Origin of the sequence: Parabacteroides leei, assembly GCF_023369805.1 — a bacterium.
GTDB lineage: Bacteria > Bacteroidota > Bacteroidia > Bacteroidales > Tannerellaceae > Parabacteroides > Parabacteroides leei.
Genome location: NZ_JAMBQG010000002.1, coordinates 205580 through 230606, shown reverse-complemented (window position 1 = coordinate 230606; position 25027 = coordinate 205580). Strand labels below are relative to the sequence as shown.

At 41.3% G+C, this 25027-nt stretch carries 20 protein-coding genes and 2 tRNA genes; 9 read left to right on the top strand and 13 right to left on the bottom strand.

The window, feature by feature from the left end:
- Positions 1 to 450 precede the first annotated feature (450 nt).
- On the top strand, positions 451 to 2244 hold the full coding sequence (gene argS / locus M1P97_RS04675) for an arginine--tRNA ligase (protein ID WP_195374143.1): 1794 nt from the start codon (positions 451 to 453) through the stop codon (positions 2242 to 2244).
- Positions 2245 to 2329: 85 nt separating this feature from the next.
- Here argS and topA read toward each other — a convergent pair whose 3' ends face one another.
- Entirely contained in the window at positions 2330 to 4684 is a 2355-nt protein-coding gene (gene topA, locus M1P97_RS04670) for a type I DNA topoisomerase (protein WP_195374142.1), read from the bottom strand.
- Between the two features lie 157 nt (positions 4685 to 4841).
- Here topA and M1P97_RS04665 point away from each other — a divergent pair, with 157 nt between their 5' ends.
- Positions 4842 to 5105 (top strand): tetratricopeptide repeat protein, encoded by a 264-nt coding sequence (locus M1P97_RS04665; RefSeq protein ID WP_195374141.1) that lies wholly within the window; start codon positions 4842 to 4844, stop codon positions 5103 to 5105.
- On the opposite strand, the gene M1P97_RS04660 is transcribed toward M1P97_RS04665, so the two are convergent.
- From M1P97_RS04660 to M1P97_RS04650, 3 genes are all read right to left on the bottom strand, one after another.
- Positions 5099 to 6139 (bottom strand): alpha-L-fucosidase, encoded by a 1041-nt coding sequence (locus M1P97_RS04660; RefSeq protein WP_195374140.1) that lies wholly within the window; start codon positions 6137 to 6139, stop codon positions 5099 to 5101. The genes M1P97_RS04665 and M1P97_RS04660 overlap by 7 nt on opposite strands.
- A gap of 94 nt (positions 6140 to 6233) precedes the next feature.
- Positions 6234 to 6848: a porin family protein gene (locus M1P97_RS04655; RefSeq protein WP_195374139.1), complete on the bottom strand. Its 615-nt coding sequence runs from the start codon at positions 6846 to 6848 to the stop codon at positions 6234 to 6236.
- 140 nt (positions 6849 to 6988) lie between these two features.
- On the bottom strand, positions 6989 to 8593 hold the full coding sequence (locus M1P97_RS04650) for a hypothetical protein (RefSeq protein ID WP_249388517.1): 1605 nt from the start codon (positions 8591 to 8593) through the stop codon (positions 6989 to 6991).
- A 191-nt stretch (positions 8594 to 8784) separates the two neighbouring features.
- On the opposite strand from M1P97_RS04650, the gene M1P97_RS04645 reads away from it, so the two are divergent.
- Positions 8785 to 9270: a hypothetical protein gene (locus M1P97_RS04645; RefSeq protein ID WP_249388516.1), complete on the top strand. Its 486-nt coding sequence runs from the start codon at positions 8785 to 8787 to the stop codon at positions 9268 to 9270.
- A gap of 64 nt (positions 9271 to 9334) precedes the next feature.
- Here M1P97_RS04645 and nagB read toward each other — a convergent pair whose 3' ends face one another.
- The 7 genes from nagB to M1P97_RS04610 all read right to left on the bottom strand — a co-directional run bounded on the left by nagB (position 9335) and on the right by M1P97_RS04610 (position 20548).
- Positions 9335 to 10147, bottom strand: a complete 813-nt coding sequence (gene nagB / locus M1P97_RS04640; RefSeq protein WP_122356435.1) for a glucosamine-6-phosphate deaminase — start codon at positions 10145 to 10147, stop codon at positions 9335 to 9337.
- Between the two features lie 106 nt (positions 10148 to 10253).
- Entirely contained in the window at positions 10254 to 11453 is a 1200-nt protein-coding gene (locus M1P97_RS04635; RefSeq protein ID WP_195374136.1) for an FprA family A-type flavoprotein, read from the bottom strand.
- A gap of 3 nt (positions 11454 to 11456) precedes the next feature.
- Positions 11457 to 12305, bottom strand: coding sequence for a prolipoprotein diacylglyceryl transferase (gene lgt, locus M1P97_RS04630; protein ID WP_195374135.1), 849 nt, complete (start codon positions 12303 to 12305; stop codon positions 11457 to 11459).
- 10 nt (positions 12306 to 12315) lie between these two features.
- On the bottom strand, positions 12316 to 13212 hold the full coding sequence (locus M1P97_RS04625) for a diaminopimelate dehydrogenase (protein ID WP_075556003.1): 897 nt from the start codon (positions 13210 to 13212) through the stop codon (positions 12316 to 12318).
- Positions 13213 to 13540: 328 nt separating this feature from the next.
- The gene (locus M1P97_RS04620; protein WP_249388515.1) at positions 13541 to 14728 is read right to left on the bottom strand and encodes an OmpA family protein; all 1188 of its coding nucleotides are present in this window, start codon (positions 14726 to 14728) and stop codon (positions 13541 to 13543) included.
- A 338-nt stretch (positions 14729 to 15066) separates the two neighbouring features.
- Positions 15067 to 18420 (bottom strand): DUF6383 domain-containing protein, encoded by a 3354-nt coding sequence (locus M1P97_RS04615; RefSeq protein WP_249388514.1) that lies wholly within the window; start codon positions 18418 to 18420, stop codon positions 15067 to 15069.
- A 1135-nt stretch (positions 18421 to 19555) separates the two neighbouring features.
- Complete coding sequence (locus M1P97_RS04610) at positions 19556 to 20548, bottom strand: sugar phosphate isomerase/epimerase family protein (RefSeq protein WP_249388513.1); 993 nt, start codon at positions 20546 to 20548, stop codon at positions 19556 to 19558.
- Between the two features lie 152 nt (positions 20549 to 20700).
- On the opposite strand from M1P97_RS04610, the gene M1P97_RS04605 reads away from it, so the two are divergent.
- From M1P97_RS04605 to M1P97_RS04595, 3 genes are all read left to right on the top strand, one after another.
- Positions 20701 to 21657, top strand: a complete 957-nt coding sequence (locus tag M1P97_RS04605; RefSeq protein ID WP_195374131.1) for a hypothetical protein — start codon at positions 20701 to 20703, stop codon at positions 21655 to 21657.
- 181 nt (positions 21658 to 21838) lie between these two features.
- Positions 21839 to 22249, top strand: a complete 411-nt coding sequence (locus tag M1P97_RS04600; RefSeq protein WP_195374130.1) for a hypothetical protein — start codon at positions 21839 to 21841, stop codon at positions 22247 to 22249.
- A 197-nt stretch (positions 22250 to 22446) separates the two neighbouring features.
- Positions 22447 to 23028, top strand: a complete 582-nt coding sequence (locus tag M1P97_RS04595) for a DUF3575 domain-containing protein (protein ID WP_195374129.1) — start codon at positions 22447 to 22449, stop codon at positions 23026 to 23028.
- A gap of 140 nt (positions 23029 to 23168) precedes the next feature.
- On the opposite strand, the gene M1P97_RS04590 is transcribed toward M1P97_RS04595, so the two are convergent.
- Positions 23169 to 23240: transfer RNA gene (locus tag M1P97_RS04590), tRNA-Arg, on the bottom strand.
- 70 nt (positions 23241 to 23310) lie between these two features.
- Positions 23311 to 24036, bottom strand: a complete 726-nt coding sequence (gene recO / locus M1P97_RS04585) for a DNA repair protein RecO (protein ID WP_075555991.1) — start codon at positions 24034 to 24036, stop codon at positions 23311 to 23313.
- A 90-nt stretch (positions 24037 to 24126) separates the two neighbouring features.
- On the opposite strand from recO, the gene M1P97_RS04580 reads away from it, so the two are divergent.
- From M1P97_RS04580 to rpsT, 3 genes are all read left to right on the top strand, one after another.
- Positions 24127 to 24516 carry a DUF2721 domain-containing protein gene (locus M1P97_RS04580; RefSeq protein ID WP_129729740.1) on the top strand — a complete coding sequence of 130 codons (390 nt, stop codon included), beginning with the start codon at positions 24127 to 24129 and terminating at the stop codon, positions 24514 to 24516.
- Positions 24517 to 24648: 132 nt separating this feature from the next.
- A tRNA-Glu gene (locus M1P97_RS04575) sits at positions 24649 to 24720 on the top strand.
- A 41-nt stretch (positions 24721 to 24761) separates the two neighbouring features.
- On the top strand, positions 24762 to 25016 hold the full coding sequence (gene rpsT / locus M1P97_RS04570; protein ID WP_007655189.1) for a 30S ribosomal protein S20: 255 nt from the start codon (positions 24762 to 24764) through the stop codon (positions 25014 to 25016).
- Positions 25017 to 25027: the final 11 nt, after the last annotated feature.

Below are 25027 nucleotides of genomic sequence, written 5' to 3'. Positions count from 1 at the left end.
ATCGTCTTGAAAATGAATTCCAAAATATCAAAATTGACACAAAATCTTTCAATACTAATACTTGTTTCATTCTCTATTATCCCAAAAACACTTTTTTTTTCAATTACAAAGATCGTGGTTCTCAAAGTATTTATCAGCCTATTCCTGTTTCTGTTATTATATATCAATGTCTTAGACAACGACCCATACCAAGGAAGTATTCTTTTTTGTTTTCATTTATTGAAACTACCATTCATCGACAGGTTCGTTTTTTACTATTGTTGAAAAAATATCGGTCGCATTTGTCGATTTATAAACAAAATCAACAATTATAAAAATATCACACCTTCATTCTAACGGACACGTAGAGGATCGTCAAACTACTAATTCGAAATCCCATACGAAGGTTTTTAGAAAATAATCATGTACCTTTGCGGCAAAATAAAATCCGAATATTATATAAGTAAAAATATGGTTATTGAACAGCAGATCACCGGAGCAATCATTGCCGGCATAAAAGAACTGTACGGAGTTGATGTTTCAGCCAATCAGATACAGTTGCAGAAGACAAAAAAAGAGTTTAAAGGACATCTTACCCTGGTTGTGTTCCCTTTCCTTCGCGCATCGAAGAAATCACCGGAACAGACAGCACAGGAAATCGGCGAATACCTGCAGAAAAATGAACCGGCCGTATCTGAATTCAATGTGATCAAAGGTTTCCTGAACCTGACAGTTGCCGGTCCTTGCTGGATCGATCTGTTGAATACGGTCAACGTACAACCATCCTACGGGATCATTCCTGTCACAGATCAATCCCCTCTGGTGATGATCGAATATTCTTCTCCCAATACAAACAAACCTTTGCATTTAGGGCACGTACGTAACAACTTGCTTGGTTACAGCTTGTCTGAGATCATGAAGGCTAACGGAAATAAGGTGGTTAAAACCAATATCGTAAACGACCGCGGTATCCATATTTGTAAATCGATGCTTGCCTGGCAGAAATGGGGTAACGGCGTTACTCCCGAATCATCCGGCAAGAAAGGAGACCACCTGATCGGCGATTTCTATGTACTGTTCGACAAACACTACAAACAGGAATTAAAAGAATTGGAAGCTAAAGGTCTGACAAAAGAAGAAGCAGAAGCCCAGTCTTCGCTCATGGCCGAAGCTCGCGAAATGCTTCGCAAATGGGAAGCCGGAGATACAGAAGTTCGTGCTTTGTGGGAAAAGATGAACAACTGGGTATATGCCGGTTTCGATGAAACCTACAAGATGATGGGCGTAGACTTCGACAAGATCTATTACGAATCCCAAACCTATCTGGAAGGGAAGGGTAAAGTGATGGAAGGACTTGAAAAAGGGATCTTCTATCGCCGCGAAGACGGTTCTGTATGGGCCGACCTGACCAAAGACGGACTGGATGAGAAACTATTGCTCCGAGCCGACGGTACTTCCGTATATATGACACAGGATATCGGTACAGCAAAACTACGTTTCGACGATTATCCGATCAATAAAATGATCTACGTTGTCGGTAACGAACAGAACTACCATTTCCAGGTACTTTCTATCCTGCTCGATAAACTGGGCTTCGAATTCGGGAAAGGCCTGGTACACTTCTCTTACGGTATGGTTGAACTGCCGGAAGGAAAGATGAAGAGCCGTGAAGGTACTGTTGTCGATGCCGACGATCTGATGGAAGAAATGATCAGCACTGCCCACGAAATATCACAGGAATTAGGCAAATTAGACGAAATGACTCCGGAAGAAGCCGCCAATATTTCCCGCGTTGTCGGTTTGGGTTCCCTGAAATACTTCATTCTGAAAGTCGATCCGCGTAAAAACATGACTTTCAACCCGAAGGAATCGATCGACTTTAATGGAAACACCGGTCCATTCATCCAATACACTTACGCCCGTATCTGTTCTGTTTTGCGTAAAGCTGCCGAACAAGGCATTGTCTTACCGGAACAATTACCGGTAAATACGCCTATATCAGAAAAAGAAGAAGGGTTGATCCAAATGATCGCAGACTATGCAGTAACAGTAAAAGAGGCAGGCAAAGAATACAGCCCGGCATACATTGCTAACTATATCTACGATCTGGTAAAAGAGTATAACCAATTCTACCACGACTTCTCCATCCTTCGCGAAGAGAATGCCGAGATCAAACAATTCCGTCTGGTATTATCTGCCAACGTTGCTAAAATTGTAAAATCAGGTATGTCGTTACTGGGTATCGAAGTTCCGGAAAGAATGTAAGAACAGAAATATCACTCATCAAAAAGGATCCTGTTGAGTTAATCAGCAGGATCCTTTTTTCTTATGCCCTTCTGATCTTTACCGATCAGGCCTTTTTCTTTGTAGTCCGTTTTTTCGTTGTTGCAGGTTTTTCAGCCGCCTCGGCAATGATCTTCATGCAATCTTCCAACGTCAGCTTTTCAGGATTAGTAACCGTCTTCGGAATGCGGTAGTTAGCCTTCTTATAAGTTATATAAGGGCCATAACGACCGTTCAATATTTCCAGATCCGGATCTTCATCGAACTTCTTCAGATAACGTTGTTCGTCTTTCTTCCGTTTCTCGTCGATCAATTCGATAGCCTCTTCTACTGTAATAGAAAGAGGATTCAGATCTTTCGGGATAGAGATAAATTTCCCGTCATGACGGATAAAAGGTCCGAAACGTCCAACTGCTGCAACCATTTCTTTTCCTTCATATTCGCCGATCGTACGAGGCAGGTCGAATAGCTTCAACGCTTCTTCCAATGTAATCGTTTCGATTGACTGACCTTTCATCAAGGTAGCAAACTGAGGCTTCGGAGCTTCTTTATCCTCCGTATGTGCCTGACCGATTTGTACAACCGGACCATAACGGCCGATCTTCACAAAGACAGGATTCCCACTTTTCGGATCGATACCCAACTCACGTTCTCCCACCTTATGGGCCGTTTTTATAGCTGCTGTTTCTTCCACGATCGGATGAAACATTTTATAGAACTTATCTATTGCATTTGTCCAGACCATTTCACCATCAGCCACGGCATCAAACTCTTTCTCGACGCTGGCCGTAAAGTTATAATCCAATACAGAAGGAAAATATTCCATCAGGAAGTCATTAACTACCGCCCCGATATCCGTAGGCATTAACTTGTTACGGTCTGCCCCCACTATCTCCTTCTTATCAGCCTCTTTGATCTTGCCCTTAGCCAACGAGATAACAGTATAAGCACGTTCGGTCCCTTCTTTATCCCCTTTTACCACATACTCACGATTCTGAATCGTTTGAATAGTAGGAGCATAAGTAGAAGGGCGCCCGATACCCAATTCTTCCAAACGACGAACAAGGCTGGCTTCCGTATAACGCGGCGGACGTTGCGTAAAACGTTCCGTTGCCACGATATCATTCAATGTCAAAACTTCATGCAATTTAACAGGGGGTAATAAACCATTCTCTTTATCCTGCTCTTTTTCATTATCATCATCGTAGCTTTCGCGGTAGACCTGAAGGAAACCATCGAAAGTGATCACTTCACCTACAGCCACGAATTTTTCTTTCTTATCATCGATACAAACAGAGATCGTTGTACGTTCCAATTCAGCATCTGCCATCTGGGAAGCGATCGTCCGTTTACGGATCAATTCATATAATTTTTTTTCCTGCGCGGAACCATTGATCTCTACATTACTTATATAAGTAGGACGGATAGCCTCGTGCGCTTCCTGTGCACCTTTACTTTTTGTATGGTACTGACGGAACTTATGATACTTCTCTCCGTAAGTTTCCAGAATAGCTTCCTTAGCAGTTCCCAACGCCAGATCACTCAGGTTCACTGAGTCGGTACGCATGTAGGTAATCAATCCGGACTCATACAGGCGCTGTGCAATCATCATGGTCTGCGACACGGAATAACCCAGTTTACGGGCTGCTTCCTGCTGCAAGGTAGATGTTGTAAAAGGAGGTGCCGGTGATTTCTTTACCGGTTTTTTTGTGATCTCGTCAATAGTGAAAGAAGCAGCCTTGCAGGATTCCAGGAATTCCATTACTTCCTTCTTATCCTTCAGACGTTTATTCAATTCGGCTTTTAGGATAGTTGTTCCATCGGGAAGAGTGAAATTAGCAATGACACGATAAGCAGCTTCCGAAACGAAATCGTTGATCTCACGTTCGCGTTCAACAATAAGACGGACAGCTACCGACTGCACACGTCCGGCAGACAAAGCCGGTTTTACTTTTCTCCACAAGATAGGAGAAAGCTCGAAACCCACAATACGATCCAATACACGGCGAGCCTGTTGAGCATTCACCAGGTTGATATTGATATCACGTGGTGTTTCGATAGCATGCAAAATAGCATTCTTGGTAATTTCGTGGAAAACAATACGTTTTGTATTCTCCGGCTTCAACCCCAGAACTTCATACAGATGCCAGGATATAGCTTCTCCTTCACGGTCCTCATCGGATGCGAGCCATACCTGTTCGGCTGCTTTTGCTTCGGATTTTAATTCGGAAACCAACTTCTTCTTATCAGCCGGGACCACATATTGAGGAGCATAATTGTTCTCAACATCTATACTAAAATCTTTCGTTTTCAAATCGCGGATGTGCCCGTAACTCGACATAACCTTAAAATCTTTTCCGAGGAACTTTTCTATGGTTTTTGCTTTGGCGGGTGACTCCACTATTACCAGATTCTTTTGCATAATCACTTTTCACTTTTTAGAAATCGAGTGCAAACATACACAAATAATTAACGCAACCGTACATCAGTAACAAAAAAACAGTTTTTTAAACCGTGATTATTATGTATGTAAACACTTCAGAATTATCTTTGTCCACAAAATATCACATTATTTCGACATGGAAACAATCAGACAACTTATCAACGATAATAAAACAGACGAAGCATTGCGTTTGTTGAATGAGTACATTAAAAAAAACGCTTCAGACGATGAAGCGTTTTACCTGCGAGGAAATGTATACCGCAAAATGGGAGATATACGCCAGGCTCTGAACAACTATCTGTCAGCCATAGAGCTCAACCCGGACAGTCCGGCACAAACAGCGTATAATGCCCAGATCAAAATATTAGATTTTTATAACAAAGATATGTATAATCACTGAAGTTGCTTACGTAACTCATTCAGAACCTGGATGTCTTTCTCCCGGATCTTACCATCACGGGCTGGTGGACAATTCAGGATAAGGATATTATCATTCTTCGTACACTGACGGTATAACCGGGCAAGTTCATCTACCGATTTATACTTTTGGTCGGTTGTATTATAAAACCAGCGTTCGCTGATACAGATAGTAGACTCCCAAGGCATATAATACTCTTTTCCATCGTGTGAAAAGATTTTCGGATCATTATCAACTGGCAGATACGGATCGCCTAAACGGAAATCACTCGGGAAATAACGGATCGGATAGCCTTCCTGTTGGTTTTCCGGCAATACAGGATGAGCATCGGGGTTGTCAGGCAACCCGATCGTCCAGTTTATACCGATCTGGCAATCCGGCTGTCTCGATTTGATCGTCCGGTAAATCTCTTTCACCGGCCAACGGTAATTTTCTTTTTCCCAACCGCCGTCAAACCAGAACTCCACTATATTTGTATATGGCTGTACGATATCGATCAATTCATCCAACTGGCGCAATAAATACTTATTATACTTTACATCCAGACTTTTATCTTTTACATCGGCATTCACTTTTCGGTCCCACAAAGAGTAATACAATCCCAAACCAATATCATATTTCTTACAGGCTTTGGCTATCGCCTCAATCACATTTGTGGTATTACCCGAGCTTTCCACATCATATTCCGTATACTTACTATCCCACAGACAGAATCCTTCGTGATGCTTTGCCGTAAGAATAACATATTTCATTCCAGCATCTTTTGCCACCCTGATCCACTGGTCTGCATCGACGGCTGTTGGCCGGTAAGAGGAAGCCGGTTTCGAACCATCTGTCCATTCCTGATCATGAAAAGTATTAATTCCAAAATGGATAAACATTCCATATTTGCGGGCAATTTGCTTTTGCTGAGCCGGACTTGGTTGCGTGGAAGGTACCGGCAATATCTGTTCTTGTCCCCGAAGTAATTGCAAAGACAAGGATAAGAATAGGAAAGTTACAAAAGTCTGTTTCATGGTAATAAAATTTATACCACAAAAATAATTATTCTTTCAGAGCCGAATTATCCAAATTTCGTTTTAAAGTTTGCATAATCCGGCTTTAAATCTATCAGAAGCGCCAGCCTACGTTTAGCTGAAGTACACCGTTACGGCTCTTTCCATCAATATCAGAAGAAGACACTCCCGGTATTGCAGAAGCAATATTATCCTTATTCAGAGTATTTGTCAACCCCACATTATAACTCAAAGAAAACAGTAATCCCATTGAAGTTTGATATCCGGCTCCGACCACTAATGAAAAATCAAAAGTTTTAAACCAATCACTCAAAGCATCTGTCGAGACTGATGTACCAGAATCGGAAGCTTTTACCTTTGAAGAAACTTTAAAACCCAGTTGCGGTCCGGCAAACAAATTAAATCCTTCATATACATAGCCTTTTAGCAGGATCGGAATATTAAGATAATCATTTTTTAATTTTGCTGTAGTACCACTCTCTTTTACCTTGAATCCCTGCATTGAATAATAAATGCCCGGCTCAATAGCAAAATGATTAGTCATCATCACTTCGCCGGCAACTCCTATATTTAAACCGGCTTTCATACTTGCACCATCGGAATTTGTCATATTGGCCATATTTAAACCAATCTTCGGAATAAAATGAAATTCTTGTGCACTTACCTGAAATGCCACGAAAAGAAGTAATAAAAATGCAATCTTTTTCATACTACATAATTGTTTTAGATATTAAACACAAAATACTATCTCAATAAACTTAAACGATTTTATTTCCGCAATGTCTGCTTTTACTCATAAACACAGACCAAAGATAAATACTTAAATTAAAATACAAAGATTTTCACTTATTATATTATCGGATTGTCGATAACCCGCTCCGGAAATAGCTCTTTCCGGTTTATTTCCAGAATCTTATTTCTATCCTTATCCAGTGTATATACTTTATCTTTTACCAGATATAAATCAAATGGAAGATGTAAAGTGGCAAGTTTCTTTCCATTAAAATCAATCAGATATTTAATTCCGAACTGACTGATTAGAGAATAACCGTCCATATTTAGACTAGTAAAATACAATTCGGTATTCCGATAAGTACGGATCACATTCATCTGTTCATCGACTTCAAATACATCATACTGGTTATTATAAACAAAACATGAAGCAGAATCGGATGGTACAACTTTTCTAAAAGAAGTACTATCCGGATCTATCAGATAAAAAGAATTGGATAAAAAGCCTTGTAACTTGCCATTAGCCTTCTCATCCCAGGGAGACACCTCAACCTCTGCACTATCGGTTAACTGACAGAAAGACATTCCATCATCGAACAGTAAATATAATGTATTTCTCAACTCTTTCAGACAAGCACCTTCAATCCGATCTTTCTTTTTCGTCAGCTGCGTCAGATATATATTTTTGCCGGTATTCTTATCGAAGCTGGCAATGAAAGGTCTTCCAATATTGACTTCCATCATATCTCTTTCGTATGCAGAAGAAAAATCCCTTAAGTTTCCACGATACCCACTACCATAATTGATCATGTAAAGCCTATCATCATAAACAAAAAGTTGAGAATGTGAAGTAAGATCCTCTGGAAGCGGATACCCCCACTTCATATTCAGTTGATCATCCAAGCAAAGCAATTGCGTACGGCTAGCAAAATAAAGCAAAGAATCTTCTCTCAACATATTCGAAGTCAGTTCTGCTACCGCATTTCCTCCGGTCGGCATCACCGACACTCCGGCCACAACCCCAGTCAATATACCTAAAGCCCCCAATGCCACTGCCCCACTATAATTAGTGGTTCCGGTTACCATCGGATAACTCTTTCCTGTCCCATCCTTTATATTCACCAAATGTATCCCGTCAGAAACAATCAACCGGGTCGAGTCATTCACCCACCCATCGTAATTCCAACCATATGCATGAGGAACTTCCCGAGTCCACAAATGTTCCCCGGAGTTCATTTCATAACATTCCAGATTTTTTGTAACGCCGTTTTTATAACTCAGAATTTTACCATTCTGAAAATCCATCACATAAGGGAATATTTTCTTATTCCATCTTTCTTGTCCGGTTTGTAAATCCAGATAGAAACTCTTAACCCCTTTGGAATTAAAAAGAACTCCCTCAGGAAGTAAAACAAACTGGTCGCTCATGTAATTCATCTTCCTTCTCCACAATTCTTTTCCTTCCTGATAATTAAAGACCACCAACTCGCCTTTATTCTTATAAGATTTTCCGTTCGGGGTCAGATGTCCCAGTTGTACCATAAAAAAGGTAGCTGTAGTATCCATCTTATATTTCCTAACCCTGCCATCAAATTCAAAGCCACGAGCTGTTAGCTCTTTCCCTTCCACCGTTTGTCCTATCACAATATCTTTCTCTTCCTGCGCATTCATAAAAGGACAAAATATCAACAAACAGACAAGTAAACCAAATGCTTTTTTCATACTCTCATTCCATGTAAAAAAGTAAATACTAGTAAATGGGATTAAAAATCAATCGTATCTATATAAACGTCCTTCACCTGAAACTATTGCAGAGGAAATAGAACAATCCCTGTTTTTTTAAAATATTCTTTCCGGTCATTCGTCACAGATAATAGATAGCTATCAAAATCAGTACAAGGCCTACCTCAACGATGTGGAACAGCCCATCGACCTGTTACAGGTACGGAGAGGAAATCCCTGGACTCAACCGCTACATCAGTCATGGCAACAACTATTTACATACCTACACAATGAAATCGCTTCGCATCAATCTCGACTTTTCGTATCGTCACTGGATCGCCAACTTTGCCACCATTGTTCCACCCAACAGATACGTTTACGGGGAACAATTGATGAAAGGAGACCTGATGCATACACTTATGGTCGGACACAAAATGCCAGCCTGGTCGGTAATGGCAGGATTATATAATCCTTTTATCCGTACGTACAGATCGGAAAATGAAAACTGGTCAGCCCTCAATCCGGTAAAATCGGACATTCACAGTAACAATATGGCAAGAACGGTAGTGGTCAAATTCAACTTCAACCTGAATTTCGGAAAAAAGTTAAAAAGCATCCGCAAAGCCGTTCAGAACATGGATAACGATCCGGGTATTATATCGGGAAATAAGGACTAAATAAAAAAACGGAACTGTCTCCTTTCGGTACAGCTCCGTTTTTTGTTCTATAAGCTTTTAATCCTTACTTCAACAAGCTGCAAGGACAAAGATTATCTTTTTCGATATCTTTGAAGTAGTTGTATGTACCGACTTTGATATCAGCACAGGCAGCTTCGTCAGCTACGATAATACCTTTCGGATGCATCTGCAAAGCAGTGATTGTCCACATCTGGTTGATAGAACCTTCAACAGCCTGCTGCAAAGCGCGAGCCTTGTTATGACCGTTTACCATGATCAATACTTCTTTAGCATCCAGTACAGTACCTACACCAACCGTTACAGATGTCTTCGGAACCTTGTTTACATCGTTATCGAAGAAACGAGAGTTAGCGATGATCGTGTCTGTAGTCAGAGACTTTACACGAGTACGTGAAGACAAAGAAGAACCCGGTTCGTTGAATGCGATATGGCCGTCAGGACCGATACCCCCCAGGAACAAGTCCACACCACCTACCGCTTTCATCTTAGCTTCGTAAGCAGCACATTCGGCTTCCAGATCGGGAGCATTACCGTTCAGGATATTTACATTCTCCGGCTTGATGTCTACATGGCTGAAGAAGTTGTTCCACATGAACGAATGATAGCTTTCCGGATGATCTTTCGGCAATCCTACATATTCATCCATGTTGAAAGTGATGATATTCTGGAAGGAGATAACACCCTGCTTGTTCAATTCGATCAAATTCTTGTACATACCCAGAGGAGACGATCCGGTAGGCAATCCCAAAACAAAAGGTTTTTCAGCTGTCGGATTAGCTTTCTTAATCTTTGCAGCTACATAATTAGCAGCCCATTTTGAGAGTTGCTCGTAATCTGGTTCAATAATTAGTCTCATAACGTTTGTGTTTTTTCAGTTGACAGTTGACAGTTGACAAGTGACAGATATAGTCACCCTCTTCTGCAAACCGGAACTGATTAGGTTATTAATAGTTTTTTTAGATCTACTTTTCTTTAACTGTCAACTGTTTCGCCATTGCTTCGCCCAAAGCCCAGCATTCTTCATACTTATCGGCTTTCATACCCTGTTTTTGTTCAACAGGCGTACCAACGGTTTCCCATTTCATCTTTTCACCGAAAGCTGTCAAACGCTTAACTGCGGCACCGGCCCAAGTAAAGGAGCCGAAATAGCCATACAAGCGATTTTTCACCTCACGCATTTCGATCTTACTCAACACGGCTTCCACTTCGGGGAACAGGCTATTTGAATAAGTCGGACTACCGATAATAAGACCTTTATATTTGAATACATCTTTCAGTATATAGGAAGCAGGACTTTTGCTGACATTGTGCAATACAATGTTTTTCACACCATGAGCAGACAGAGACGAAGCGATCGCTTCCGCCATCTGTTCCGTATTGCCATACATGCTGCCATAGATAACAACAACACCGTCTTCTCCTTCATACCGACTCAAACGGTCATATATTTCAATCGCCTTTTTGGCATATTTACGCCATACAGGGCCATGAGTCGAACAGATCGTTTCAATTCCTAAAGTAGAAAGTTTCTGTAAAGCACGTTGCACCGGATTTCCATATTTACCGACAATATTGGAATAATAACGGATCATTTCTTCCCAGTAATGATCTACATTCATTTCTTCATCGATCACACCGCCATCCAATGTGCCGTATGTACCGAAAGCATCGGCTGAAAATAACAGTTTATCTGTCGAGTCGTAAGTCACCATCACTTCCGGCCAGTGTACCATCGGTGCCATGTAGAAAGAAAGCTGATGACGCCCGATGTCGAGCGTATCACCTTCTTTTACTTCGTGAAGTCCTGTAGTAATACCATGATATCCGTCCAGCATACCGAATGTCTGCTTGTTTCCAATGATCTTCACATCCGGATATTGCTGGCGCAGCAGGCGGATACTTCCGGCATGATCGGGTTCCATATGGTTCACGATCAGATAGTCGAGTGTACGACCATCCAGAGCATCCGCTATTTTTTTCAAAAATATATCAGAGTAGCAAACATCCACTGTATCAACCAATACAGTCTTTTCGTCCACAATCAAATATGAATTGTAGGAAACACCGTACGGCAGTGGCCACATATTTTCGAAGAGGGCCTTCTGACGGTCGTTGACTCCTACATAATATACCTTATCTGCTATTTCTTTTAGTTTGTACATTACTTACTTTTTTATTTTTAATTCCTCATAATTATTCGGTTTTCTTGTCATTGCTCTCCAGACAAACCAACAACCGGCCAGAACAAAAGGAATGCTGAGCCACTGCCCCATATTCAACATCATACTGTCTTCGAAAGCTTCCTGGTTATTCTTCAAGAACTCGATGAAAATACGCGAACCGAATACACAGATCATGAAGACTCCGAAAATAAGGCCTTCCCGCTTCCATTCTTTTTTTATGAAGTAAAGCCACATACAAATCCCGAAGGTAACCAGATAGCATAAAGCCTCATATAACTGTGTCGGATGGCTGGGTACCGTAAAGATCGGCTCTGCTCCCATCTTCCAGGCATGCAGATTTTCAATAAAACGGAATCCCCAGGGAAGATCGGTCGGATGACCGTATATCTCATGGTTCATCAGGTTACCCAGACGGATCATAGCCGCAACCAATCCGGTGGGGACAACCAATTTGTCGAATGTCCAAAGCATACTCTTATGGGTAATGCGTTTGGAATAAAAGTAGATGGCAATAACAATACCTAACGTACCGCCATGACTGGCCAGTCCTCCTTCCCAAACCTTGAAAATCTCAATCGGATTGGCCAGATAATATCCGGGATCATAAAAGAGGCAGTGTCCTAACCGGGCGCCGACCACAGTTCCTACCATGGTATAAATAAGCAGGGAATCGATCCATGCAGGAGGAAGTTTCTCATTTTTCCACATACGGCTCACGATGGTGTAACCAATCCAGAAACCGATAGCAAAAGCAAGTCCGTACCAGCGTATTTCGCGTGAACCTATGGAAAAGATGGCGGGGTCAGCCGTCCAGGTAATAAAGTCGAGCATATTTTTTGTATTAAACAAGTCGTCTGATCAAGTCTTCTCTTTCGCCGCAGATCATATCGATCACCGGCAGTTCGATCATAGTGTAAGCACCCGGCTGCTGTTTAAAGCTTGCACGGGCAACAGCTACCAGAATCTGGGCCGTAAGAGCCGGGTTGTTGATCTTCATATCGAATTCAACCAACTGGTTCTGCGTCTTGCCCGATACACCTTTGCGGACCAGATTTACACCGTGTCCCATATCCAATAAATTGTCTACACATTCCACCTGCATTACATGTGTTTCGTCATGTGCGAAATAATCGTCGGCTTTGATAGCCGCAGCTACCTGCTTGAAATCGTAACCGTCTTTCACTTCGATATAAACCATACGGCGGTGAACGCCTGTACCCATCGGTATTGTCATCGACAAAGCAGCTTTCACTCCTTCGATCGCTTTTACGGCAACCGTATGTCCCATACTCATGCCCGGGCCGAAGTTTGTATAAGTAATTCCTTTCGGAACCATTGCTTCCAACAGGGCACGCACAACAGAGTCGCTACCCGGATCCCATCCGGCAGAAATAACAGCAACCGTATTATGTGCTTTAGCCACAGCATCCAGCGAACGGCGCAGGTCTACGATACCTCCATGGATATCGAAGCTATCTACCGTATTGATACCTAATGAAAGAATTTCTTTTGCGTATGTCTCTACGCTGCGGGTAGGAGTTGCAAGAACAGCAACGTCTACTTTATCTAACTTAGTGATACTGTCAGTCACAGTATAAGCTTTCAGTTCGTCCGGTACGTCATTCGGATTACGACGTACAACACCTGCCACTTCAAAATCGGGAGCAGCTTCCAGGGCCTCTAACACATACTTTCCAATGTTGCCATATCCAACGATGGCGGCTCTAATTTTCTTCATACTTTAGTTTTTACTTTTCAACCAACTGCAAAGTTAATTATTTATGGCGAAAATCCATCCGAAGCTTATAAAGAAAAGTTATGAGGTGATAAATGATATATAGAAATAAAGCTACCCCGACCCTAAAGCCGAGGTAACTTACTTTTATCTGTTTTTGTTCTTCACAGAGATCGAACAGAAGAACTCTATTTCATTACTTTAATATTAATACTGACTGCTTGTTCGCCCTCACGAGGTACTTGGCTTATACAAAACCACACACAGTCCATTTTAATTTATTGATTATAAGGTCAGATGAACATCCAGACTTAACTACTTATTCGCATGATTAATTTCCCTTTAGCCGGGAGGTTTCCATTCTTTTCAGTAATTCCAAATTGGTTCGTGCCAGTATCGGCCTCACTGGCAATGCCTTACGGAACCAGTCGGCAGCTCCGCCCATGTCACCCTCCATAAGTGAGAGTATCCCCAGGTCGATCCATGCACACGGGTCGCTCTCTATCCGTCCGAGAAAGAAGCGTGCCGCCTCGATATCCGCGGCGGCTAGGGCGGCGGCTCCGGCATTCAATTGGGCGGAGACACAGTCCGGAAAACGATAAGCTGCCTGTTCGTAGACTTCACGAAACTGTTCCGTACCGGGGCGAAACACCTGACCGACCATCAGTAGTTCATCCAGTGAAAGTTGCTCCGGACGGTTGTTGAACAGAGCCAGCAGGCGATTCAGGTCTATGGCATTTTTCCCACCGCTATTCTCATCTTCCGGGATTGGTTCACGAACCAGACAACTCACCTCAAGTTCCATCCGCCGTAAGCGGGCAAACAGCGTTTGCTCCATATCTTTCCAAACGCGCCCCTTATCGAGTGCCTTCAGGGCTTTACGCCGGGCATCAGGTTCAGTATTTTGGGTCAGGATGGCCGCAACCTCTGCTGCATACGGCTTATGGGCATCCTTCGTTAGTCGTTGTAATCCTTCCCAGTCTTCCTGGCAGGTTCCGACAGTGATCTTCTGCCGGGGTATAGCCAGTTTCCGGCTCAGATAATTACTAAAATGCAAGGCACGTCCGGCTGCCAGTTCTTCATTACGTTCCGTTGTGCCGTCAGGCGAGGCATAACCGGTAATGCAGATCGTTTCTATTCCCTCTCCGGCATCTGCCATAAGAAGACCCAGTTCACGGTTCAGACGTTCCAGTTCTATCCGGTTACCGCTGTAAGCCGAAAGTAACGCTGTGTTACCCGGTTTAAAAGAAAGAGCAGCACTAAAGCAGTGTGCCACGGTCTGCTGTGTTTCTGATGTTTTCTCCATAAGGATCATTTCATCTGGATTTACAAAGTATTCAATCATCCGACCATAAACCGACAAGGCATCCACCTGTAGCTGAGGAACTGATTGTATACGCGACAGTTGAATGCGTTCCTGAGCGGTTTCTTCTTCGATTCTCTGCGGTATAAATGAACGCGGAGCCGTACACCCTGTTGTAAACATGACCAATAAAACAATTGTCTGATGTCTATTCATAATTTAATGCGGATCAGTAGTTGTATTTACTATCCGATTCAGTTGTTTAAAATATTATTATTCTGTTAATTATCTCTCCCATTTTTAATATACCCGGAATCAGGATTTAAGTACTGATTCACATGAAGTACTAATGCTCAGGAATTAAAGCTCCGAAGACAAATCTCCGGAGCTTTGTTTTGTCTGTTTTTGCTCTTCACAGAGATCGAACAGAAGAACTTTATTTCATTACTTTAGTATTAATACTGACCGCTTTTTCGCCCGTCGCAGGGTACTTGGCTACTTCCAGAACCACGCAGCCAATTTAAATTTATTGATTATTTAAAAATCTAAGCTATTTATTTTACGATTGCAGGAACTGCAGCTTCACCATCAACCTTTACATAAACTACACCTGCAGGTGCTGCGATTGTAGCTTCGCTTGATGTGATTACAGTATTTGCAATTGTCTGACCAAGTACGTTGCTGATTACAACCTTCTTACCTTCTGCACCCTTAACGATTACACCACCGTTGGTTGCTACTACGCTGATAGTAGATGTACCGATAGTTTCGTTTGATACAGGAGAATCAGATGTTGCTTCGAAGTTGAACTTACCAGCCTGAGACAAATCATCTACTACTACAGGTACACCATTGTGCCATCTTACCCAACCCTTCTGATCAGGTATTTCATTGTTATGTTTATCACCAGGAGTGCCTTTCTTCATCAATGTTTCCAGATAGAATGCATCACGAGTTGTATCTACATAACGCAAAGCAAATGTGCAATACTGATCTTTTGAATTGTCAGACAGGTTGATTTCATCACCTGTGCTCTTCACTGTCAGGATATCACCTTCGTGACGGGCAGGAATGAATCCTAAACGAGCGAACTTTCTGTTTTCCCAAGTGTATTTAGCATCTACGGCTGCAGAATCTGTCAAATGCATCAGGTAATCACCTTCCACTGCATGGTGTACATGGGTTGGATAATTACAGTTAGGATCGAATTCTGGACGAAGTACGAACATATACTGAGGTTTAGCTGTGTTGTTTCTTACATTTGCTGTATCAACAAACATTGCAGTGTTGTAAGTACGACCTACTTCCAGAGAAGACATTGCCAACAAACCCTCATTTTCATACATTACCACTTCTGGATAATCGTTAGAGAATACTGTTACAGTATCACCATAAGCCAAATCGGATACATAGTTACCGGCAGCTGCTTTCACAATGTTCAATAAGCTGTTTGTATAAACATTTTCAGCTACTGAAGGAAGAGCGTTAGCACGCATAGTCAAAGCTGTCTGATCCATTGCCATTCTTACACCTTCAGCAATAGCACCCTGATTTGTAGTAGACAGATTCTGTAGTCTCGGATCAACCAATACATAGTTCTTTCCAACTTCACCGATTTCCTTTACATAGAACTGAGCTCTATCGAATTCACCACTTTCAAAAGCTGTTGTTCCATCTGCATTATCCTTTACAAGTATGTTGGCCAATCTGTATTTACCACCTTCCAATACTACATATTTTCTGTTGTGGTAACCGGTAGTTTCAGTTGAGTTACTGCTTACTTCATCTGAATAGATGTAATAAAGAACTCTTGACAAAGCAGACTTAATACCATACTCAGTATCATCCTTAGTAACTCTTTCCAGCTTAAAGTTCATAGCTTCACCGTCTTTCATTACCAGAACAGAGTCGCTCCCCATGGTTAGACCTAGATCTACATTCAACGGAGTCACATATTTAAATGTAAATACAGAAGTATCGGCTTTTGCTTCAGCCTGAGTAAGATTCAGATATCCATTAAATGCATCTTTCAAAACATTAACCGGAACTTCCACCAAACGAATTGTATCTTTAGATATAGTACCAATACCAGCGCTACCAGATGTTCCATAGTTAGTATACACATTAGGAATATTATTACCTGCTGCATCTTTCACTGCATACCAGTACTGTGTAGACCATACTTTTTCTGATTCACGGTTGTTTATAGTAAAGTAACCGGCATTACCTGAGATATACCATTGAGCAGAAGGCATTGTTTCAAATTTTTCAGCAGAATAAACAACATTTCCATTATTAGAGTTGTTTGTTGCTGTTAAATCCATATAGGCCCATCCATTTGCAGGAATCAAAGCTGTTGATTTTTCCTTTGCATTCTGGATATAATAGAAACCTGCCGGAATATTAGCATATGTCCACTGACCAAAATTCTTAGTTCCATTCATCTTGATTGTTGTAAGAGCACCATTATAGCCTTTATCCTCAGCCTTAACATCAACAGAATCAGGAACATCCACTGTCAATTCGGAGTGATCAGGAGTCAGATAAACCAATTTAATCATGTTACTCTTGATTGGGTTATAAGCAACTGTATCAGTATGTAAAGAAGCAGTGTCTAACTTGGAAGCAGCAACAAATCCGTCATATTTAAGACTGTCGGCAGCTTGTTTTTGAAGAGCCCAAGTTTGTTTTTTAGCCAAAGAATCTTTTGCAATAAACGTAACCTGCTTAGCCTGAAGCATAACGCGATCATAAGTCGGTTCGTAAATTACTTTAAATAATGACTGATCCTGGAAGGTTGCATAAGCTACAGGTTTCTTATTCGGAAGGATAGTATCCAAATCTGCACCTGGGTAGTTATCTTTTTGCTTCGCAAGTGTCTTTGCGGCCAATTTCAGATTGTACTTATTATTCATTGCATCATCATAATAAGCGGTATCCACCATCAATACTCTTACTTTTTTCAAGTCTACTCCATTTTTCTGATAATCCAGATAAGGGATGAATTGAACCAGAGTACTGTCAGCAATTAAAGTATCTTTAGTAGCAAAATTCTTAAAGTCAGGGACTTCAAATCCTTTGCCCTTAGCCAAAGTACTATCAGCTTGCAATTCCCAACTCCAACCTCTGGCAACCCAAGCCATATCAGTCAAAATATTCTTTGCATTTTCCGCAATCGGATTCTTAACTTCCGGATCAAAAGTAAACTCAACATGAGTTCCTTCTGTTCCTGTTACATTCGCTAATTTAGAGTTGATCTGGTCAGCTGTCAGGATCACACGACCGGCTTCTACCGGTTTCACTTTAAGTGCACTTGCAAACGGATAAGCTGTTGTGTCCGAATGGAAGCTCATTACCTGTACGGTATCGCTCTTCAATGTCAAACATACAGATTCGGATACATTGACAGTTGATCTCAGAGCACTTGTACCCATTCTCTTTACATTCTGATTCCAAACCCAATTGGTTACAGAACCTTCGATAAAGGCATCACGTCCAACGTTCAGGCTATCTGGAATGCCAACCTGTAAAGGAAGTAATGTTGCTTTGTTTACGAATACGTAGTTAATTGTACCTGATGTCTTGTCCCAGCTAGCAGAAACCTGCCACAAAGTGTTATCCAACGGAGTGTTCGCTTTCTTCAGTTCGCGAGCCATCAATCTGTATTTGCCATTGGTAGCATCCCACAACATAGCAAGTACGCTGTCCCCCTTCTCAAAGCTTAATTGGTAAAAGCCATTGCTTTTATAGGTGTCGGAACCTTCGCCAACCTGACCTAATTCAACAATGTCTCTACCAACAAAAGCTGCAGAACGAGGCATCTCCTTCGAGTCCTTCTGTGCATTTGCAGTAAACACACCTCCTGCCAGCAATAAACCGGCCATTAGCGTAGAAAACTTTTTGTTCATAATTTAAAATTTAATATTAATAATAGTGTTACTTAAAAAGCCCGTTTGAAAGAGGTTTAAAGATCGTCTTCAACTGAATGACGAGATTAAACGTTCCTTTTTTCTAGCCATTCATTAGGAAGAAGAGATGGGTTGGTCGTTAAAAACTAAATATTCGTACTCGCTTTGGTATTATGTTGATAAGAAAGCATATACAGTTGGAAATTATTTTTTGATTTAAATTGCAGATTCAAAACTTATATGTAATTTTGCTGACGATAAAAAAGGAACGTTTTCAGTAGCCATTCATTTTTTATGTCTTCCTTTATATTTCAAAGACTATATCACAATCTTCAAATTATCAAATCTTCATTTTCCTCACATTTCTCTTTTTTGCTATATATAATAATGTATAGGCACATAGTTCTTATTAGAGCGATGCCGCAAGCAGATCTTTTATCGCTCATTTCACCACTATATCCGCCTTACAGTATGTTTTCGCAGCTCCCCCTTCACCTTTCACATACAGCATATATAGTTGATTTACAGCCAACAACAGTGACACCAGTCTACTTTTTGCTTTCACACTAGCCTTCACCTCTGTTTTGTCATTTTTCTATCACGACTTTACATAAGAAGTAAAAAAAACACCCTTTTGCTTCCTCTGATTTCTTGTTCTAACGGACTAAGCAATTAGTATAGGAAAGCTAAGGTTTTACATCACGACAAATAATACTTTTTCTCCACACTTTTAAAAATGTAATGTTAGCCTTACGTAAATGTAAGGCATGCCTTACTAATATAGAAGGCCAGCCTTACATTTTTGTAAAGCATACCTTACTTTTACAAAATCAAGGAGGAAAAACATTAATTATCAGGAGCCTGAGGCTTAGCCTTCCTATACTAAAACTTTAGTTGCAGGCAATGGGTAGGAAAGAGCAATACAAATTGTCCGACCTATACAGATCAGAAGAGGATACGAGGAGAATACAGCAAAATCGGAGATATTTATAGCCTTCACAGAAACGTGTCACATGATAAAGCTGACACACATATAGTTACAAGGCGTGACAGGTGACACGAAACCAAATAAATACAGATTGGATGACTAGTCCTAAATAACCGTTACAGTTATTTAGGACTAGTCAATCATTTATTACTTCTTCTCAAAGAATGCATCAAACGCATGCCCCGAAGGTTGGAAATCCACTCGCTTTACGAACTCGCAAGACTCGCGGGCACCATGCTCACGATCCATTGCGCTGTCTTCCCACTCTACCGATAGCGGCCCCTGGTAATTGATATCGTTCAGGGCACGGATTATTTCTTCAAAGCAGATCTTACCACGTCCCATACTACGGAAATTCCAGTAACGGCGGGAATCCCCAAAAGTGGAATGTCCTCCGAATACACCGATCTGTTTCGGGGTATCGCTCCAGTAGACATCTTTCATATGTACATGGAAAATACGGTCGGGGAACTGATTGATAAAGTCCACATAATCTACTCCCTGATAACCCAGATGGCTCGGATCGTAGTTGAAGCCGAAAGCCGGATGATTATTCAATGCATCGAGTGCCTTACGGGCAGAATAAGTATCGAATGCTATTTCCGTAGGATGAACTTCCAGACCATAGCGAATGCCCAACTTCTGATATTCATCCATGATCGGGATGAAACGGCGTGCAAAATCAGCATAACCGTCTTCAATCATCTGATCCGTAACGGGAGGAAAAGAGTAAAGCCAATGCCAGATGGGACTACCCGTAAATCCGGCAACCACATCGATACCTAATGCTTTGGCTGCACGGGCCGTTTGTACCATATATTCCGCTGCACGCTGACGTACGCCTTCCGGCTCACCGTCTCCCCAGATACAATCGGGAAGTACCGCTTTATGCCGTTGATCGATATTATCGCAAACCGCCTGGCTGATCAGATGGATGGAAATACAGAAAAGCTTCAGGTCGTATTTGGCCAGCAATTCTTTTATACCGTCATAATAAGCCTGATCCGTACGGCGAACATCGAGATGATTGGGTAAACCCAGTTCCAATCCGTCATACCCGAAAGCCTTCGCTTTTTCACAAACTGTTTCCAGAGGTAAGTCACCCCATTGCAGGGTACATAATGTTACAGGACGCGCCATTTTCTTTTAATTTTAAGGTTATTACATTGAGTCTGTTTTCTACAAAACTAGGAAAGTTCCCTGCAAATCCATAAGTTATCTCCTTAATATTTTCTAAATTCCGAAATAAGTATTTTCTTTGTGTAGATTTTATCATTAACAATTCCTTTGCTATGAAAAAGAAAGACTTGTATGCATTAGCCTGCATCATTTGTCTGACAGGCTGCAGTAGTCCGGCTTCGGACGAAATTGAAATTGTACAGAATTTATTTCCGGTGCAATTTAGTGTTCAACTACAAAAAGAGGTGCTTCCATTCTCCCCTACTCGCAGTATGCCGCCTAACACGATCCCCGAACCGGAAATACCCGACGAAGAAAGTCCGGAAAAAGAAGTGGGTGATCTGTGTTCCCGTATAGAATATGTAGTGTTCAACCGAGAAAAACCGGAAGAACCGATTCGACATATTACTTATAAGATAGACTCAGGGGAGGATTTCGGTATTGTTTACGACACCTTACCGGCAGGAAACTATCAGGTTTGTTTTCTGGCCCATAGTTCGAAAGAAGCTGCATTTTCAGAAAATATCTTTTCTTTCGATGAAGTTTCGGACACTTTCTATCATTCAGGCTCTTTCATTACCGGCCTTAATGAAACAACCAGCGAATTTATATCCCTGGAACGGATCATCGGAAGGATAGAATTCTGTGCATCTGATCCTGTACCGGATGAGATCGAGACATTTGAATTATCTGTCGAGAATTATCCGGAGCGCTTCAATATTAGAACAGGGAAAGGGATTAGCTCTTTCGGTCTGTACCAACGTGTTCATCAGTTCACGCAGGAAGAGAAGTTGCAATCCAACACATCTCACTCGTTCCTCTCTTTTATTCCCGAAGGAGAAACAAAAATATCGGCAACCCTCATTTCTACGGACGTAAGTAACAATGTCATGCGTAAACGAACCGTCACTAACATCCTCCCCATCCGAAATAAAACAATCCGCTATACCGGAATTTTATACACCCCACCCAAAACGGATGAACCGGATAACACATTCCAGTTAACGATAGGGGATAATGGGAAATGGGAAGAAACAGTAGAAAATGAATTGCCGGATATAGAAATATAAAGATTCAATTATTGTCAGATTTGAATGTAGTGTCGTTGGTAGGGGCGGTTCGCGAACCGCCCTTACGGTCGAACCTGTCATTTGGTTTCACCTTTTTCTAATCCTTAAAAACAAACATTGTTGTAATAAGATTATACTTTGAACACAAAAGACTATATTTGTCCCATAAAATGTAACCGTTATGAAAAAGAATATATTCAACCTGATATTACTATTGGCCATACTCTGCGGATTTAATAGTTGTGTGGACAAACCACTCGATCCTATAGATAATCCGGAATATATTCTTTGTAATAACGCCGGATGGTGGGACGAGTATCATGATGTCGACGGATACTATTGCGAGCAACGACTTATTTTCCATAGTGATGGCAGAGGAGAAGAAAGCATTATTCGCCATAACAGCGATATCCCCGGTGATTTCAAAGAATTTAAATATGATTTCTATTGGGAATGGGACGATGACTACTATGGATCTATCTATATGGAATATTCCAATGGAGACTACGTCATATTTGACAATCTGCGCATATACTTTGATGAATTATCCGGTTATTTAGGCGATGATTATGTCACTTTTGAACCCTTTTAACCTTAAAGAGTATCATCGAAGCTAAATTTTATGTCAAAATATATTATTCTACATACTTTCCAAAACTTATCTTAATCAGGCTTGTTTTAATTCAAAAGAGAGAAAGACACCTAAATGGTAAACACTGGATTATTAAAACGTTACCGGACAAGGGCGATTCTTCTGAGAGTTTTAACAATTTGTGAGTAAAAAGTACAATGAGAAGAGGAATATTGATAATATGCATTATCTATGCATTTGTCAGCGGCATGACAGCACAAGTAAAAGAGAATAAGAACCATTTACCGGCTTTTGCCATCAAGACAAACGCATTATATTGGGCGACTACAACCCCAAATCTGGGGTTCGAAATAGGATTATCCGATAAATTCACACTTGACTTGTCGGGAAATTACAATCCATGGACATTTTCCGATAGCAAAAAGCTCAAACACTGGCTGGTTCAACCCGAACTACGCTTCTGGACGTGCGAGCGATTTAACGGACACTTTTTCGGACTTCATGCACATTATGCCGAATACAACGTTGGCGGCATCAAAATGCTGGGATTGAAAGACCACCGTTATCAAGGCAACCTCTACGGTGCCGGAGTTTCATACGGTTACCAGTGGATACTAAATAAACGGCTGAGCATAGAAGCTACGATCGGCGTAGGCTATGCTTATCTGGATTATGATAAATATTCCTGTGGCAAATGTGGCACTAAGATCAAAGAGGGCCACAGGAATTACTTTGGCCCCACCAAAGCCGGTTTAAGCCTCATCTACATCCTTAAATAGGAACGTATCACAGGCTATATCCAAAGTATATATTTATGAAATAAGCAAAAAAGGAGAAAGTCCGGAATGGACTTTAGTACTGGTTAAGTAAGAGAAGGACTGTATCTGAAGCATTCGTATCAATACAGCCCTTTATTTTGTAGTCTCGCCGGGAATCGAACCCGGATCTAAAGTTTAGGAAACTTCTATTCTATCCATTGAACTACAAGACCAACTTTTACATAAGTGCGGCAAAAGTATAATCTTTTCCTTAAACTGGCAAGTATTCAGGCGGTAATCTGATCAATCAAAAAGACTTTGCATCACCGATAGGGATTTTATTTCCGGGAATTCCGGTAAATGCAAGCGGTAATATTCAACAATACGGTTGATTACTCCGACCCTGTCCTGCCGGGAAAAAGAATAAAGCGACATATTTTCGAAACTGATTTTCAATAAACGAGCAAAGACCTGACTCTCCTCCCGGTTTAAATAATGCCGGTGCATAGGGATACGGTCTATAAAAACACCGTTCTGCATATCGAAATAGCAGCCCGAAGAAAAAGAATCGGCATTCGGATAAATTCCCAGATAATGAAGCAGACGAAGCAGGAATACCAGATGAAAGTTAGCGACTCCCTTATCTGCGTATTCCAGCAGATGTATCGATTCATAGAGATAATTAAAAAGCCGTGGATCCGGTTCCGTATCCTTCACTACCCGGAATAATACCTCGGAAAGGAACAGAGCCAATACGTTCTTCACCGGATTACAGAACAGTTCGGTCAGAGGATAGCATAACTTCGTCTCACGGATACGGTGCAGGTCACGTTTATTCAGATGCTCCACCTCCATCTCCAAAACGGACAGCGGCATAAACAGCGCTTTAGACACGGTCGATTTCTTTCCCCGGTTGCGTGCCACCAGATAAGAAGCCCGTCCGAAAGCCTCCGTATACATATATATAATAGAATATTTATCGTTGTATGGAATAGCATGCAGGACAATCCCGCGCGTTTTACATAACATAATCTCACCTCTTTATGGCAGACAAAGATACAAAACAACAAACTATTTACGATATTTGCAGGTTATAATAGTATAAATACATTATTAATTATGTTGGATCTAACTACCCCGTCACTTCTATTTTCAGCCATATCACTCATATTGCTGGCTTATACCAACCGCTTCCTGTCGTATGCCAGTGTTGTGCGGGCATTAAAAGAAAAGCATCAGCAATCGCACGATCCGAAAGATTTTGCACAGATAGCCAACCTTCGTAAACGGCTTTATCTGACCCGCTCCATGCAAATACTCGGTATACTCAGTCTGCTGCTTTGTGTAATTTCCATGTTCTTCATCTATATTTCATGGCAAATTATCGCGGCATGGATATTCGGAATCGCCCTATTACTTTTAGCCGCATCACTATGTGTATGTATCTGGGAAATAAATATTTCCGTTAAGGCGCTGGAAATACACCTGCAGGATATAGGTTCTAAATAGAAGTTAAAACGTTGTGTTCTATTAAATTTTCCTCTGAAATGTTTTGGTAGTTCAGACAGAACATCTATCTTTGCACTCGCAATCGGGAAATCAACAACCCCAGAGCGCTGAAAGTGAGAACTTTGACATGATGGCCCATTCGTCTATCGGTTAGGACGCAAGATTTTCATTCTTGAAAGAGGGGTTCGATTCCCCTATGGGCTACAATAAACAAAATTAAAAATTCAATAAAGAATAGCTAAGAAATGGCAAATCACAAGTCATCAATCAAAAGGATCAGACAGACTAACGCAAGACGTTTGCAGAATAGATATCATGCTAAAACAGCTAGAAATGCAATGCGTGTACTGCGTGCAACTGAAGACAAGAACGAAGCTCAGGCTCTGTTACCTAAGGTGTGCTCTATGTTGGATAAGCTTGCTAAGAAAAACGTTATTCATAAGAATAAGGCTGGCAACTTGAAATCCAAATTGACAAAGCACGTTAACAAGCTTGCATAAGGAATAATTGC

Bases quoted from the DNA above. Each gene is read 5' to 3' on its own strand.
- argS (WP_195374143.1), top strand. From the start codon at position 451: ATGGTTATTGAACAGCAGATCACCGGAGCAATCATTGCCGGCATAAAA.
- topA (WP_195374142.1), bottom strand. From the start codon at position 4,684: ATGCAAAAGAATCTGGTAATAGTGGAGTCACCCGCCAAAGCAAAAACC.
- M1P97_RS04665 (WP_195374141.1), top strand. From the start codon at position 4,842: ATGGAAACAATCAGACAACTTATCAACGATAATAAAACAGACGAAGCA.
- M1P97_RS04660 (WP_195374140.1), bottom strand. From the start codon at position 6,139: ATGAAACAGACTTTTGTAACTTTCCTATTCTTATCCTTGTCTTTGCAA.
- M1P97_RS04655 (WP_195374139.1), bottom strand. From the start codon at position 6,848: ATGAAAAAGATTGCATTTTTATTACTTCTTTTCGTGGCATTTCAGGTA.
- M1P97_RS04650 (WP_249388517.1), bottom strand. From the start codon at position 8,593: ATGAAAAAAGCATTTGGTTTACTTGTCTGTTTGTTGATATTTTGTCCT.
- M1P97_RS04645 (WP_249388516.1), top strand. From the start codon at position 8,785: ATGTGGAACAGCCCATCGACCTGTTACAGGTACGGAGAGGAAATCCCT.
- nagB (WP_122356435.1), bottom strand. From the start codon at position 10,147: ATGAGACTAATTATTGAACCAGATTACGAGCAACTCTCAAAATGGGCT.
- M1P97_RS04635 (WP_195374136.1), bottom strand. From the start codon at position 11,453: ATGTACAAACTAAAAGAAATAGCAGATAAGGTATATTATGTAGGAGTC.
- lgt (WP_195374135.1), bottom strand. From the start codon at position 12,305: ATGCTCGACTTTATTACCTGGACGGCTGACCCCGCCATCTTTTCCATA.
- M1P97_RS04625 (WP_075556003.1), bottom strand. From the start codon at position 13,212: ATGAAGAAAATTAGAGCCGCCATCGTTGGATATGGCAACATTGGAAAG.
- M1P97_RS04620 (WP_249388515.1), bottom strand. From the start codon at position 14,728: ATGAATAGACATCAGACAATTGTTTTATTGGTCATGTTTACAACAGGG.
- M1P97_RS04615 (WP_249388514.1), bottom strand. From the start codon at position 18,420: ATGAACAAAAAGTTTTCTACGCTAATGGCCGGTTTATTGCTGGCAGGA.
- M1P97_RS04610 (WP_249388513.1), bottom strand. From the start codon at position 20,548: ATGGCGCGTCCTGTAACATTATGTACCCTGCAATGGGGTGACTTACCT.
- M1P97_RS04605 (WP_195374131.1), top strand. From the start codon at position 20,701: ATGAAAAAGAAAGACTTGTATGCATTAGCCTGCATCATTTGTCTGACA.
- M1P97_RS04600 (WP_195374130.1), top strand. From the start codon at position 21,839: ATGAAAAAGAATATATTCAACCTGATATTACTATTGGCCATACTCTGC.
- M1P97_RS04595 (WP_195374129.1), top strand. From the start codon at position 22,447: ATGAGAAGAGGAATATTGATAATATGCATTATCTATGCATTTGTCAGC.
- recO (WP_075555991.1), bottom strand. From the start codon at position 24,036: ATGTTATGTAAAACGCGCGGGATTGTCCTGCATGCTATTCCATACAAC.
- M1P97_RS04580 (WP_129729740.1), top strand. From the start codon at position 24,127: ATGTTGGATCTAACTACCCCGTCACTTCTATTTTCAGCCATATCACTC.
- rpsT (WP_007655189.1), top strand. From the start codon at position 24,762: ATGGCAAATCACAAGTCATCAATCAAAAGGATCAGACAGACTAACGCA.